9 protein-coding genes are annotated in these 15,225 nt (G+C 37.6%); 1 reads left to right on the top strand and 8 read right to left on the bottom strand.

What is annotated here, in order from left to right; all coding sequences use genetic code 11:
• Window positions 1-699 precede the first annotated feature (699 nt).
• Both LVD51_RS09035 and LVD51_RS09030 read right to left on the bottom strand, forming a co-directional pair.
• A complete protein-coding gene (locus tag LVD51_RS09035; protein ID WP_236970898.1) occupies window positions 700-2,706 on the bottom strand; it encodes a S46 family peptidase in 2,007 nt (668 codons plus the stop codon).
• Between the two features lie 204 nt (window positions 2,707-2,910).
• Window positions 2,911-3,993 (bottom strand): formylglycine-generating enzyme family protein, encoded by a 1,083-nt coding sequence (locus LVD51_RS09030; RefSeq protein WP_236970897.1) that lies wholly within the window; start codon window positions 3,991-3,993, stop codon window positions 2,911-2,913.
• Between the two features lie 573 nt (window positions 3,994-4,566).
• Between LVD51_RS09030 and LVD51_RS09025 the strand changes: the two genes are divergently transcribed.
• Complete coding sequence (locus tag LVD51_RS09025; protein ID WP_236970896.1) at window positions 4,567-4,938, top strand: DUF805 domain-containing protein; 372 nt, start codon at window positions 4,567-4,569, stop codon at window positions 4,936-4,938.
• Window positions 4,939-5,090: 152 nt separating this feature from the next.
• Here the strand turns inward: LVD51_RS09025 and LVD51_RS09020 are convergent, their stop codons facing one another.
• The 6 genes from LVD51_RS09020 to LVD51_RS08995 form a co-directional block, all read right to left on the bottom strand.
• The gene (locus LVD51_RS09020; RefSeq protein ID WP_236970895.1) at window positions 5,091-6,188 is read right to left on the bottom strand and encodes a TraB/GumN family protein; all 1,098 of its coding nucleotides are present in this window, start codon (window positions 6,186-6,188) and stop codon (window positions 5,091-5,093) included.
• A 118-nt stretch (window positions 6,189-6,306) separates the two neighbouring features.
• Window positions 6,307-7,746 carry a TlpA family protein disulfide reductase gene (locus LVD51_RS09015; RefSeq protein WP_236970894.1) on the bottom strand — a complete coding sequence of 480 codons (1,440 nt, stop codon included), beginning with the start codon at window positions 7,744-7,746 and terminating at the stop codon, window positions 6,307-6,309.
• Window positions 7,747-7,791: 45 nt separating this feature from the next.
• On the bottom strand, window positions 7,792-9,261 hold the full coding sequence (locus LVD51_RS09010; protein ID WP_236970893.1) for a RagB/SusD family nutrient uptake outer membrane protein: 1,470 nt from the start codon (window positions 9,259-9,261) through the stop codon (window positions 7,792-7,794).
• Between the two features lie 34 nt (window positions 9,262-9,295).
• Window positions 9,296-12,928, bottom strand: coding sequence for a SusC/RagA family TonB-linked outer membrane protein (locus tag LVD51_RS09005; protein ID WP_236970892.1), 3,633 nt, complete (start codon window positions 12,926-12,928; stop codon window positions 9,296-9,298).
• Between the two features lie 175 nt (window positions 12,929-13,103).
• Window positions 13,104-14,294 (bottom strand): FecR family protein, encoded by a 1,191-nt coding sequence (locus LVD51_RS09000; protein WP_236970891.1) that lies wholly within the window; start codon window positions 14,292-14,294, stop codon window positions 13,104-13,106.
• 210 nt (window positions 14,295-14,504) lie between these two features.
• Window positions 14,505-15,098 (bottom strand): RNA polymerase sigma-70 factor, encoded by a 594-nt coding sequence (locus LVD51_RS08995; protein WP_236970890.1) that lies wholly within the window; start codon window positions 15,096-15,098, stop codon window positions 14,505-14,507.
• Between the last annotated feature and the right edge of the window lie 127 nt (window positions 15,099-15,225).

Here is a 15,225-nt window from a genome sequence, read left to right as displayed (position 1 = left end):
TAGACAGGCATTTATACTGATCAGTATAAATGCAGTCTCGTCGCAGCACAGTGGCTATAAACCTATCGAATTACGTTGCAGTCACGCCGAGGTGATCGAATGAAGTACGAAGTACCGTAGACCGTAAATCGGTCTACGAATGACCGAGCAAAATGCACGACTGAATAAAGTTGCTCAAATGTCCCCCGCTGGCGGGACTGCCTGAAAGGCGGGGGTGGATAAAATAGAATTGGTACCCGTAATAATTGTTCGAATGTCAGAAATCAAAATTTTGATAACAACATTCTGAGGATTTTAAATACTTGATAGAAATTGAAAAAGCCCTGAAGGGGCGTAGTCTAATAGCCGTGGGTGACCGAATGCAGCTCACAGAGCCAAATGCCTACTAAAGGCATTTGATGAGGGAACCGAGGGATTATTCCCTCGGGTGGGTGAGGTGTATAAAGCATCCAACAACATTGATTTGGCGGACTTTTTGCATTGTCAATTTTCTGACACGTATAGATCATATCTTTTCATTCCCTGTAATGATATAATAGGATAGATTGGGCAAAAAGTGTGACAAATCCATGAGTATCACCATTCACGTTATCATTCAAATTACATCAATCTGAGATTTTGATCTGGAAAGATGTTTGCAACCTATTTACCAGGTAATCTTTTCAATATTAAAATATCAATTTGTTGGCACATCCATCTCTACAATCCCAATTCTTTTAATATTCGATCTGCTCGATAAATATGTTTCAATGAAGCGACAATACCACCAGCATGTACACTTACAGCCCTATTTCTAGTTTCATCAAAGATAAAATTACCGGGTAACGATTCAATATTCCCATCAAATATTAAACCTACCGCTTCTCCTTTGGCATTGATAATAGCCGATCCGCTATTGCCCCCAATAATGTCATTGGTCGATACAAAGTTTAGAGGAGACCTCAATAAATCCATACTTGGATTCAACCATTTGGAAGGCAAGTCCCAAGGAAATTCCATTTGATGACTATAATATCGATTGTAAAGCCCAAAATAAGTAGTATATATGGGAGACACTGTTCCATTGTAATTATAAGGCTTGACTACACCATCAGATATTCTCAATGTGAAAGTAGCATCAGGAGGCAATTGATCTCCCAAAACTTTAAATGCCGCAAATGAAATTTTTTCATTTGCTTGAGATATTTCAGCTTGATATTTTTGATTGAACTCCACATTGCGATGATAATCCGACATCAAGGTTTTGGTCAATTGGATCAATGGATCCTTATCATATTTTTTCCCCTTGCTTTTTAACCAAGAAGCTGTTTTCTTTGGATTGTTGAAAAATGTAGAAGTCAAAATTTCATCAGCGGAAACCGATTGAAAAGAGGAAAATTTACTGTAATCATCAATTAAAGCTTGCAAATATTTACTTTGTCCCTCGAACACATCAGGCAACTGTTCATTAATCTCCGCCTCTAATTTTGACCTGGTTGAATCAGCTGTTTCTTCATCCATGTAATCGTATACTTTATGAATAAATCCCGTGATTTTCCCTCGATAGGGACTTGGGTTTAATAAGGTAGAATAAGCCCCCATATTCCCCAATTTAGCGTAAATGCTATTGAGTTTATCCCATGGATTGTTGTCACTGGTAAAATCAGAAGCTGTCTTACTTCGAATATCTTCCTCAGCTGCCTGCTTCCGAGCCATGTATTTTTCATTATTCAATCCCTCCAATATACCAGTATAGGCTTTTCGGGCATTGTCCAAACTAAATATTCGGTTTTGAATATGTGGATCACCGGTTTCTTCATACTCCGCCTTTAACACCTCTACACTACTTCGAATAAAAGTAAGTACCGCAGGAATACGCACATCTCTATCGTACTCCAACTGAGTCATGGTACGATATCTCTCCGTTCTGCCAGGATTACCTATTACAAATACAGGATTGCCCTCTGCGATACCATCTGGATTGAAGGGGAAATAATGAGCACTGGTATTTAGGGGATTACCCTCATCGTCATATGCCCTCCAGAAAGTAAAATCGAGATTGTATCTAGGATAAGTAAAGTTGTCGGCATCTCCACCGAAAAAGGCCAGTGAGTTTTCTGGAATTAATACCAATCGAATATCACTAAACCGCTTATATCCATACATAGCATATCGCCCACCACTGTAATATGTCACCAATTGCAAACGCAAATCCGACCATGAGTCTTCTTCTTTATATGCAGCCATCAGGGCTTTTTCCGCCTCCTCTTGACCTTTTTCTTCGATAAGGGCTTTCATTTTCTGAGTAACATCTTGTGCACGGATCAATTGATCGACAAATAAGCCTTCGGCCTTGCGTTCATCCATTAAACCGCGAGCGTAGAAACCATCGCGATCAAAGTCTTCCCCCTCTTGCTGAAGGTCAGTCACCACACTGCGAGAGCAATGATGATTGGTCATTATCAAACCGCGCTCGGAAACAAAAGAAGCAGAACAAAAAGTAGAAAATCTAAGGGCAGATTGCCGCAGTTTATCCATCCATTCTTGATCCCAAGAAAGATTATAGGTCGAATTGAAATATTCTAAAGGAGCATCCTCAAAAGTCCACATTCTACCAAAATCAAAAGCCGAATAATTTTCATTCTCTTGACCTAGGACTTGATTGGATAAAGTCGTACAAATCAACAAAATAAAAATCAACAATCTGGTTTTAATGATATGCAACATAATTCATAATTAATAAGATGAATAATCCTAAATTTAATACCAAATGGATTGGTATAAGATTCATATGGTTAATAATAATTGGACATTAAAATAGTCAAATTAAAAGAAATAGGAATGGGTTTTTATCGCTATTGCTGATAAATTAATAAAAATAATCCAATATAGAGTAGTTCGACATTTGAACTTAAAACGATGTACCCTATTTTATCGGTCTTTCACACATCTAAAACCAGTGTGATTATAACTCGATTTTTCATCGCCCTTCATCCGTCGTGACACTCTATATCCACTGCAATAGGAATCATTACACAGAAAGGATCCACCTCTGAGCACACGTTTTTCAATAAGGGGTTCATCGGGATCTAGACTTTCTTTAGGCCCTTTGGGATCATATGCGATCTCCCTATCATTTTGCATTTCATAAGATTGGAAATGATACAAATCACTACACCATTCCCAAACATTGCCCGACATATCGTAGAGCCCATACCCATTGGGAGCAAAGTGCCCTACAGGTGCACTGGTGTAATATCCATCATCTTCGGTATTTTCAAAAGGAAAAGATCCCTGCCAATAATTGGCATAAATGGCATTGTCCTCATTGAGCTCACTGCCCCAAGGATAAACTACATTGTCTTTTCCCCCCATGGCCGCCCATTCCCATTCCGCTTCTGTGGGTAGTCTCTTACCTGCCCATTGGGCATAGGCAGCTGCATCTTCCCATGAAACGTGAACAACTGGCCAATTTTCTTTGCCCTCGATAGAAGAACCAGGACCTTCTGGCATCCTCCAATTGGCGCCTTTGGTCCACGCCCACCAATACCCTGGATTGTTTAGAGGTACAGGTCCATCGGTCGGACTAAATACCAAAGACCCCGCTTTGAGCAATTCAGCATCTGGCTGAGGTGTACCTGGAGGTAATTGTTCTTTCATTTCATTCCAGTCGATATCCTTTTCGGCTGTGGTTACATAACCTGTGGCTTCAACAAATTCGGCAAATTGACCATTCGTCACTTCAGTTGCATCCATTAGAAAGCCATCAATACGCACTTTATGCTTTGGGTACTCATCCTTGTCGGCTTGATCGCTATTCGCCCCCATTTCGAATTCTCCTCCTGGAATCTCGACCATCTTGCCCACGAGGGCGTCGACGTCCACACTAGAAGTTATGATTCGTGCCTTGGCCTGAACGACCTTTGGAAGGGTCTTATTATCTTCTTTTTTTGTCGATTCCTGACAAGACATTACCACAGCCAATATGCACAATAGAATACCAGTATATTTCATTTTTTTCAATCTTTTTGACAGCTAATCATTTGAATAGACAATATCAATAATATAAAAAATCATCTTAAAAAACAAGTCTATCCACAATTGGGCCGAGGCCTCAATCAATTTCAAATGCAATATAAATCATCTATTCCCAGAAATGACATGATTTTGAATAAAAGCACTTACAAGTCACATTTATTCTATTAATAATTACAAAATTATCGACATCATTTGGCAATGATCCATAATACTTCCAGAAAGCAATAGAACAGCTCGAATTCAAAACAAAACAAATCATTAATAATCCATTGAATTAAATATTTATTTGTTTCATCAACAATTGTACTTTACAATCTTGAAAAAATGGCAAAGTCCAAAGCAGTATTCAACTTGTTTTACAAACAAATATTTAGTAGAAATTTCAACTTTTACACACCTTTTGTGAGATTCTGTCACAAAGACCAACATATTGCAAATAAAAAGCCAAAAAACAGTACATTATGTTTTGAATTTAATAAAAACAAATACTATATTCACTTAACATCTATCAACCGAATCATAAACTATAACCAATATAAATCTTAACCCATGGAATGGTATTTTAAAGTTTTAAGACAATATAACGATTTTAATGGAAGAGCAAGAAGACAAGAGTTTTGGATGTTTGCCCTAATCAATATGATTCTTTCGATGGGAGCAACCATGGTCGATTATATTTTTGAACTCATCCTTCCTTTTGGTCTTTCAGGCCCTATTGCAAGTTTGTATTCATTGTTTGTTCTTATCCCTACGATCGCTGTAGCAGTACGAAGACTACACGACATAGGCAAGAGTGGATGGATGCTGTTGGTTGCTTTAATTCCTTTTATTGGATTTATTTGGCTCATTGTTCTGTTTGTTAGAGAAGGTGAACCACAAGAAAATAGATACGGTTACGATCCAAAGGAACAATTGATCTAAAGATCAGTCCAAAGTCATTTCATTTTATATAACGCAATTCCTATCCATAAAGTACATCCCATGGTATATGCGAGGTTGGAATTGCAGCTCTACAATAAATCAACAGATAACCGTCAATTACAAACGCAATTGATATTACTTCCACACTAGCCTTACTCTGTACGCACGGTAATGGCTTTTCCGTTCTTCGCAACCAATAAAAAATGAGTATATGAATTCAGCGATTCCAATTCACCGGTCAAAGGGATAATAGTCTTGCGTTTTTCATCATCCAAAACCGAAAGGAGTTCACTCTCATACTCTTTCCAAGGGATCTTGGTTTCAATCTCGTCTAAAACGATGATTTTTTGGTGTTTTTTCCCCCCTCTCATCTCCGAATTTTGATATAAAATAACTCCTGTAGACAGATCGATATTCGCTTCTTTTTCCAATAAAGTAGCTAATCGAGGCTCATCGTCGTAGATGGCATCGATATAGGTATGACTTCTACCTAGAAACAAAAAGAAATTGCGAGCCTTTCGCTCTTCCATTATTCGCTTTACGTTATCGGCCATATGAAATTCCCGATCCCCTCCGTAACCAATGGCTTGATTGTGTAATACATCATTTAAAAATTGAAAGTCTTGTTTGCTAACCAGAGCTTTCAATTCACCGATGTGTTCTCGTAAAATAGATTTAGTTTTTCTCGTCCATGCCTGATCTTTTTCTGTAGGATATCCAATGGTGTAATTTTTAAAGAAGGCATCTGATCTAATTTCTGCCATCATTTCATCTACCCATTCTGGTTTTTCCTTTATCAATCGCAAAACCGAATAGATGGCATATCCCAAGGTACGGGTTCGATCAAAATCAACACCGATGACTACAAATTTCTTTTTCTGGTCTTTATTGTATTCATAGATAGCCTGCCAGCATTGTTTCCACTCCACATAAGATCCGGCATTGATGGTATAATTTAAATGTTTTTCATTACCGGTTTCCAAATATTTATTGTAAAAATAGGCATCAGAGGGACCTGCTTCCACCATAATCGAAACCAACTTTTCTTTTTTATGTAAATATTTCACCATTTCCTCGAAGACTTTAGGGCCGACAGCAGAGGTGTGATTTTCACCGATCATTAAAAGGTTTTCGCCCTTTTTATCGAATACCTTTTTGGCATATTTAATATTGGCGATATCGTTTTGAGTGAAGCCTATCTGGGAAATAAATAATAATAAGAATACAGTGTATTTTAGTAGCCTATCCATTTTAGAAATTATATTAGAATCAATGATAAAAAAAATGGACGTCCAAGTAAATCAACGATTATAGCTGGACGTCCATTCATAGGATTATAAAAAAAATCGATTTTTGGGTATAGTCAGTCTAATTTGCTAAAGTCTGATCAAATAGTGTTTTAATTTCAGAGCCACTTGATGGGCGAGGGGCATTAGAATCTACAATTTTACCTTCATCATCGATGAGCACAAATCTAGGGATCATTCGAATATTGAAAGTTTCATTAAATATCTTCTTATTGTCTGGATCTACCCAAACCAAGTTTCCTTCCATATCATTCTTCTCGAGATAAGTTTTCCACTTATCCTTTTCTGCCTCAACAGAAACACTTAAGAAAGTCAAATTTTTGTCGTGGTATTCCTTCTCCAATTCTGCTAAACTCGGAAACTCTGCGATACATGGTTTACACCATGTCGCCCAAAAGTCAATGTAAACATTCTGTCCGATAAAGGATGAAAGTGGTTTTTGTTCTCCTTCAGCGGTAGTCAACATAACTTCGGGCGCTGGACTACCTGGCAACATCTTTTCGAACTTGGAATACTTTTCCTTGACCACATCTACCACATCGGGGAAGGGACAGCTTTCGTCAAATGAGCGATAAATCTTTTCATCAAAATTACTTTTCAGGGAGTAAGCCATATACACGTATAGGTCTTTGCCACTCAATTCATTTTTTAAAAAATCGATATAGGCAAGATCGCTGCCTTTTTCTTTCTCCAACTCATATTTATTGGTCAAAAAGAAATGAACATAGCGCAAATACGGCAATCCCTTGTTTTCTAATTCTGGTTCTATCTCTACCGTTTCCACAAAATCGTAAAAATTATCTGGTAGTACAGGAGCTTTACCCTTATTGAAACTCGTATGGCCCGATGGATAATTCATTTTTCTAATGATTCCATCGTTGTAATATTCGTACTTAAAGGTCTCATACAAATGATCACTTATGTCCAGTTGATTGCTCATAGAATCCAAAAAACCCATTCTAGTAGTTAACAAGCTATCTTGGATTTCAAGATATTCCGCAGCTTCTCGCTTGGCGATAAATGCATAATTGTTTTCCACCCGTTGTGGATAGGTGTCAAATGTAAATACATTTTCATTGACCAAAACATTGTTGTCCACACCAGTCCCAGAAAAAGCCAAAGTTCCCTCAATGTCATCGAGATCAACATTGACAAATATGCTGTCACCCGGTTCTACGTATAGATGTACATAACGATATACTCCTCGAGATTCCAACATAATTTTACCGAAATCCAATTTCCCCAAAAAAGGAGTGGACATATCCATGGCATAGGTAAAATACCCAGTGGAATCAATTTCGATAGATGTAGTTTCTGTGCTCTTAAGCATATCAAAAGCATCGTAGATCAATTTAAATTCCTCCTCGTAATAGTGTTTTATTTCTCCGGTAATCACTGTCCTCTGAGGTTGATTCGATTCAACACTTGTCGAAGAATCACATGAAGAAGCAACAAAGGCTAAAACAAAAAACGAAGAAAGAAGAAAGATTATATTTTTCATTTATCAGTTTTTATTTCAATCATAGATAATACGATCAATATTCGCTTATCGTTGATTTTGTTCTAATTCAGGATTCAATGAAATGTATTCGTAATAAATAGGCCATACCAATTTGGCATCATTGGCGGGCAAGGATATCACTTGATCTCCCAATTGATGCTGCACGGATAAACCCAATCGCTTAATGTCAAATAATCTCAAATCCTTGCCGTAGAGCTCTCGTCTTCTTTCCAATAAAACTTCGTCTAAGATAGCATCGTCGTTATTGCCAAAATCCGAAGCAGTAACCGCAGTATAGGTACCGGTCTTAAACCGATGACTTCTGATGGTATTGATGTCCTCCAAAGCTGAGCTTCCATTGCCCAATCTCGCATTACACTCTGCTCTGATAAGATACATTTCCGGTGTAGCAATCGACAGATAATCGACATTTCCATCGGCATCTACGGAATAACGATGACTAGCATCGGTAAATTCATAGCTTAAATAGGGCTTGAATATTCTACCTTGTTGGTCAAAACCATCAAACCAAAGTGTTCTTCTCAAATCGTAATTTTCTGTCAGTGCTGTATCAATTACATTGAAATCAGGGTATAATTCATTAAAGGAAGCTGAGTCCAATATCATGTAATTTCTCAAGTGAAAACCTTTAGTGGTTGTTTTGTGCAGCAACATTTCCATATCATTGGTTCTAGAGATTCCTATTACATTATCAGAAATATCTACTCCTGTATATATTTCATTGTAATCGTATAATGTATTGCGAATCGACAAGGATTTATTGGCCATTTCTAAGGCTTTTTCATATTCTCCCTTGTACAGGTATGTTCTAGCTAGTATAGCATAGGTCGCTACTTGAGTAGGTCTATGGCTAACTTGTTGAGCTACATCAGCGGGCAAATCATCAATGGATTCCAACAATTCTCTTTCGATAAAATCATAGACTTCTTGTACCGATGCTCTTTCCAAACTGGGAAGGGTAACGGGATTGGAGATCAAAGGAACGCCCATATCAGATGCTGCTGTAGCACTAGAATAATGTTTGGCATAGACATTGACCAACATTAGATAGGCATAAGCGCGGTGAACGCGGGCTTCTGCGATCAATTGATTGCGAATCTCTTCACTTCCTTCAGCATTGTAAATTTCATCTAAGATATTGCTCGCCAAAGTACTGATGTAATAGGCATTTTTCCACATAACATCAGTGGTCGCTCCATCGGGAAACCAAATTTCTGAATCAAATTGGTATAGGTGTTTGACGTGTAGGGTCTTCTCCTTCCAATTTTCTAATTCTTCCATAGACACTTGGACATCATCGGTCAAAGCATCGACAAAAACCGAATTTTGAGCCAAATTATTGGTATACCGAGTATCGGCATTGTCCAAAAGCAATCTAAAATCACTTACCGTTTTGGCAACGATAAGTCCCTTGGGCAATGGATCCAAAAACTCATTACACGACAGGGTTGTTAAAAAAATGATACCGAATATATAGTTGTATAAATTTTTCATTTTTATAGAATTTTGATATAATAAGATAGGCTTATTAAAGTCCGATTTTTAAATTAACCGCATAAGTAGGTCTGTCCCTCAACACATTGTAGTAAGCAGAATAAAGGGATGAACTATACTTCGGAAACTGAGGATCGACGCCTTCTTTATTGGCCAAGAAGATAGGACCTAAGTCTCTAGCTTGAACTTGGATCTTCACATTTTTTACTCCTTTAATGAAATTGCGTGGCAAGTTGTATCCCAAGGTTACATTCTGAAGTCTTACATTACCTGCATCCAATATAGAATTGGTGTTGTATTCAGATAAATAATCATTGGTCAATGTTGTCAAATAATTGCTCACTCTAGTATCCAAAGAATACATAGAAGCTGTTTCATTGTCAGCAGGTGACTGCCATCTATCCACTAATAAATCAGTATTAAACGTAAAGAAATTTCTAAAACTCTGATAATTGTACAAAAGACTTCTCGGAGGAGTGTCTTTAAAGAATTTGTGACCAAAACTATACAATACTCTAGCAGTAAGTTCAAATCTGGCAAAAGAAACTGTATTGCTCCAAGAACCAAAATGCTTAGGGCTTCTCTGTCCGACGAATTTAAACAAGTCATCGATATCTGATGAACTGTAATTGATATCGGTAACACTGGTTACCTCACCTTGGTAGATTACCTGTGGCAAACCTTCATCGCTAAATCCAGCCCATTCGGCTACGGCAATATAGTCTCTAGGTTGTCCGGCCACTGGATTGAAGTATGCCAATGCTGTATAGGTAGCCATATTGCTAGAAGATGTTTTGACATTATCCACTACGTTTTTGTTGTATGAATAATTCAAACGCGTTTGCCATTTTACTTTTCTATCGATGACCAATGCTGATAGATCCCATTCAACTCCTTTGTTGGTAATGTTACCCGTATTCAAGGTCGCTGCATCGTAATAAAACCCATAAGTAGGATTTACTTTGATATTGGTCAGTACGTCTTTAGATTTTTTATTGTAGAATTCAATTCCCAATTCCAAGCGGTTTCTAAGCAAAGCCATATCAAAACCGAGATTGTAATTAGATGTTTTTTCCCAAGTCAATCCTGGATTTGGTGTACTTAAGACTGCAGCGTATTGCAATTGATTCACTGGATCTACCCAAGGAGTACCATTGATGTATGGACTGGCATTTTTGTCTACGTGACCATTCCAACCATAAGATATACGAGCTCTCAAATAATCGACAACTGGGAGGTTAAAAAATGCTTCGTCACTGATGGTCCAACCGGCACCAACAGACCACTGAGGCAATTCTCGATAAGAAGCTGATCTTCCGTAAAGATTGGTTTGATCGAGTCTAATACTACCGGTAATATCGTATTTTCCTAAGTAGGTATATATTCCATTTCCATAATAACTCACAAATCGATCGTCTCGCCCAGTAATTCTCACACTGGTTTTGGGTACTGTAGGTATAGGATGAATACTACCTCTCCATTCATTGTCACCAGTCAATTTGGGATTGATATCATCTTGAAAGTTCAAACCAGTAATTTGGGTCAATGCTTGTGGGTCATATCCATAGTATCCGTAAGGCATACTTTCATATTCGTCTTTTTTAATCTCCATACCCCCTAAGGCTCGGATTTCATGGTCGCCGAAAATCAAATCATAGGTCGCTTGAAACCTAGCGTCATGAGATATAAAATCAGATTTTCTTTCGTACAACATACCTCCGGCAGGTACTGGGAAACTGCCATCTGGACGTGCATTTTCATTGACGGAGTTTCTCACATACCAAGTCTCTTCGTTCATGTAATTGCTCACCAATGAATGATTGTTTTGGAATTGATAAGATCCCGATACTTCCAGACCTTTAAATGGTTTAAAAGCCACTTTGGTATTCAATCTCAAGTTGTTGATGTTTTCAGTATTGTCCTGATTATCGATTTCTCTCTTCAAGTTCCAATCCCAATCATATGGCAAATTATACTGTTCTACCAAATCTCTACGTTTTTGCGTAGGTACATCGTAATAACTGTCGTCGTAATTTTGCTTAATCATCGTCAAATAATCTCCATTGTCATCCAATATTCTGGACATTTGAGGAATATTATTGATTTCACCAATGGCTACTCCATTTTCTTCTTTTTTCATCAAAGAAAAATTGATTCCAAAAGAAAGAGAGAACCAATCTACCGGTGTAAAGTTATTGGAAATGGAACCCAAAACTTGTTGATCGACATCACCGATGGCTGCTTTGTCACTTTGTAGTGCCATGACGGAAGCTCTCATGGTATTGTTGGCGCTGGAAATGTTGTAAGACAGATTGACTTTCTTACTCGTTTCCATATTTCTATAAAACAAATCTGTAAATTCATCCCTAACATCGATACTGGACAAAGCATTTAATTGAGCATTGCCTTCTTGTTCTGTGATCTCTTCTGCCTTCATTTGTAAAAGCACGTCAATAACTTCTGGAAATTCGTAACGCGGTCTGTTGAATGAAGACAACAGGGCATCGAAATAGGTATTTTCCAAAAACAGTGACTTATAGATTTCGATAGACTCTTGTCCAGTAGCGAAAGGGATATCGTATAAGTTGGGTTGAGGTCGAGTAATATAGTCTACGGATACATTGAAAGACGATCCTTTGACACCAGATCCATCTTTGGTTTTGACTACGATGACACCATTGGCTGCCTGAGCACCCCAGATGGAAGCCGCTGCAGCATCCTTCAACACGGTAACACTCTTCACATCATCGGGATTAATGGTCGACCAAGGATCTACACCTTCAGAAGATATAATAGGGAAACCATCGACAACAATTAAAGGAGAGTTGTCGCCCAATGTACTCTGTCCTCTAATGAGAATACTTCTACTTCTCTCTGTAGATGGGCTTTGATCCTGGTTGAAATTGGGTTCAAACATCAATCCTGGCACCAATCCTTCCAATTGATCTTTCACACTCAAACTCGTAGTTGTTTCCAATTCCTTTTCTGTAGTATGACTGAAAGATCCTGTTGCTCTCTCTTTGGGCAATGAATAATATCCTGTAACGACTACTTCTTCTAGGGTTTCGGTGTCTTCCTGCATGACCACATTAATATAGGCTTTGCCATCTACAGGTAATTCTTGGAAACTATAACCGATATATGTAAACAACAATACATCTTCATCGGCTATGTCATACAATGTAAACTCACCGTTACTACCAGTGGCTGTACCTTTGTATTTTCCTTTAACGACAACGTTGACACCAATAAGTGGCTCTCCGGCTTCGTCCTTTACTTGTCCGACGATAGAGTCCAATACATTGGCCGCCAAGGCTTGAATCCAAGCCTCTTCTTTTTCCTTGAGCATGGATTCAAATTCGCGATCGACCTTGTCAAACAAAAAGATTTGGCGATCGATAATTCGATATTCGGTATCGGTAGGCTCGAAAATAGTGTTTAATACCGATGCTATCTCCGCATTCTCAATATTCAATGAGATGGTGCGAGATAAATCGACATCCTTAATCTTGTAAACAAATCGGTACTCGGTATTAGACTCAATCTCATCGAGTAAGTTTTCAATACTTACATTTTTAAGATCTAAAGAGATCTTATCTTGAGAGAATCCAGTCTTTGCCTGAAGTCCAAAAAATGTACAAAACAAAATCAAAATACTTAGTTTCATCCTCAAATCTATTTTTAAAAATAATAGATACAAGCTTCTTGTGCTATGAAGAAGTTTTTTCATAATTTTAAAGTGTTTAAAGTGTGGTTAGTAGTTTATTTTCAAATCACATGTTTACAATCGGAAAATGCGTCACCATTTTCCGATTTTTATTTTTACAATATTTTTTATCACATTATTTAATGACTAATCTTCCATTTAGTCTTTCGTATTCAACATTATAAGTCATCTTCAAATAATCCAATATCTTATCCAATGTCACTTCACCAAAACTGGCGTTAAATTTTTCTAAGGCCAATTCTTGATTTTCATTTACTATTTCAACATTAAAGTGCCGCTCCATTTTCTTCAGCATATCTTCAAAGGTCATATTTCTAAACAGGAGTTCTCCCTGAACCCATGAAGTATATATATTGGTGGATACCGGACGAATAAATACATCTTTGTTTTCCTTATCAAAACTGCCCTTTTCTCCCGATTTAAGGATATAATCAGATTGAGTCTCTATACTATCAACAAAAAGTTGAACCGAACCCTGAACCAAGACTACATTGGACTCATCATCCTCCGGATAGTTGGACAGATTGAAGGTGGTACCCAGAACCCGCACATTTAAATCGCCGGAATGCACGATAAATGGTAAATCTCTGTTTTCAACAACATCGAAATAAGCCTCTCCAATAACAGAAACCGACCTTTCCCCTTCGGTTTCCAAAAAGCGAATAGGATATTTCAATTGGGTTCCCGCATTGAGATCTACTTCAGTACCATCAGAGAGAACGACTTTAAATCGCTGACCATAAGGCACGGTTAAAGTATTGTAGATGAGTTGGTCCATCTCTACCCCTCCTCCGGTATAAGACAAACTATTCAATTTTTGCTCTCCTAAAGTTCTTCCCTGACCATCGACAATACTTTTGTTGGTATTGGGTCTAATGATTTCTATCTCTCCATTGTCCAACTCTAGGGTAATAAATTCTTCTTTAGTGTTCTGATCTTGCCCCTCCTCATGAGTCATGGTTTGATTAGAAACACTAGTTTCCAAATTAACATAATACAGCAAACCGCCTATCGATGATGCCAGCAATAAAAAGGCTGCAGCATAACGCCAAAATATGATGGGTCGTGTTTTGGCTTTAGGGGCTGAGAGATTGGCCTTCTTTAATATTTGTTTAAAAATAGAGTCGCCATCGTGGAAGTCCAAACTTGGATCATTTTTTAAAATTTCCAACACCTCCTCAACCTCGGGCAATTCATCTGTCCCATTGTGCTGGCGAAAGTATTGAACGACTGCTTCCAATTCTTCCGAACTGCATTCGTCGTTTATATATTTTAATAATAGCGTTTTAATGTCTTCTGTCATCATCAAATTCTTTCATCGATCAATGAAAATCGATTGAATTATATAAAATGTAAAACTGCCTTCACGATGGCATTTATCTTCATTTCAGCAGAGTCTATACTAACTATACACAGCTAATCAGAAAAAGTACCATAGCAGTTTTAAAAAAATATTAATTTTTTAGGTAAAAAGTAAAAATGTCAAATTTGGACAGAGGTCAATCGGCATCTTTTTTCAAGACAAAAAAGGAAGAGCAATTAAGAGTAAAGTGATGTCACCATTGACTCGTAGAAAGTCGCGAATGGTTTTCAATGCCATGCTCATTTGATTTTTAACCGTAGTTAAAGAAATATTCAATTCTCGGCTGATTTCTTCGTAACTTTTGTCTTCATACCGCGACATTTCAAATATTCGCTTGCGCTTAGGTGGCAACTGACCTATGGCATCCAATCTTATTTTTTCGAAATCTCTATCTAAAATGGCCATTTCTGTAGAGTTCTCAAAAGTGGGTTTATGATAAAATACAACTTCACGTAGCTTTTGATCAGACGCAGCTTTACGCAATATATTGAGGGTGGTATTCTTGGTAATGGTAAATAAATAAGAGGTGAAATTGGCGTCGGGATTGAGTTGCTCTCTATGTAACCAGACTTTTAGAAAAACATCTTGAACAACCTCATCAGCCAAAGCCTTGTTCTTAACAAAGCTCATGCTATAGGCAAAAACATCCTTACTATAAGCATCGAACATAGCCCTAAATGCCCTTTCATCAGACTGCTTAACAGCCTTGATGGTGGTAGTATTGATATTTGTTTTACGTAGAGACATTCAATGTTACCCTTTTATTTATTAAAATTTTATGCCTCTTCCATTTGTATTCCGTATTCAAAATTAATAATTAATTCACATTTATACAATATATATTTTCAAATCCAAACTATATGTTAAGTCTTTT

It is taken from the genome of Membranihabitans marinus, from assembly GCF_021729155.1.
Classification (GTDB): domain Bacteria; phylum Bacteroidota; class Bacteroidia; order Chitinophagales; family Saprospiraceae; genus Membranihabitans; species Membranihabitans marinus.
The sequence above is the reverse complement of the archived record's forward strand: the minus strand, read 5'-3'. Positions and strand labels throughout refer to the sequence as shown.

Excerpts from the sequence above, each read along its gene's own strand:
- LVD51_RS09025 (WP_236970896.1), top strand. The coding sequence starts at position 4,567 with ATGGAATGGTATTTTAAAGTTTTAAGACAATATAACGATTTTAATGGA.
- LVD51_RS09020 (WP_236970895.1), bottom strand. The coding sequence starts at position 6,188 with ATGGATAGGCTACTAAAATACACTGTATTCTTATTATTATTTATTTCC.
- LVD51_RS09035 (WP_236970898.1), bottom strand. The coding sequence starts at position 2,706 with ATGTTGCATATCATTAAAACCAGATTGTTGATTTTTATTTTGTTGATT.
- LVD51_RS09010 (WP_236970893.1), bottom strand. The coding sequence starts at position 9,261 with ATGAAAAATTTATACAACTATATATTCGGTATCATTTTTTTAACAACC.
- LVD51_RS09005 (WP_236970892.1), bottom strand. The coding sequence starts at position 12,928 with ATGAAACTAAGTATTTTGATTTTGTTTTGTACATTTTTTGGACTTCAG.
- LVD51_RS09000 (WP_236970891.1), bottom strand. The coding sequence starts at position 14,294 with ATGATGACAGAAGACATTAAAACGCTATTATTAAAATATATAAACGAC.
- LVD51_RS08995 (WP_236970890.1), bottom strand. The coding sequence starts at position 15,098 with ATGTCTCTACGTAAAACAAATATCAATACTACCACCATCAAGGCTGTT.
- LVD51_RS09015 (WP_236970894.1), bottom strand. The coding sequence starts at position 7,746 with ATGAAAAATATAATCTTTCTTCTTTCTTCGTTTTTTGTTTTAGCCTTT.
- LVD51_RS09030 (WP_236970897.1), bottom strand. The coding sequence starts at position 3,993 with ATGAAATATACTGGTATTCTATTGTGCATATTGGCTGTGGTAATGTCT.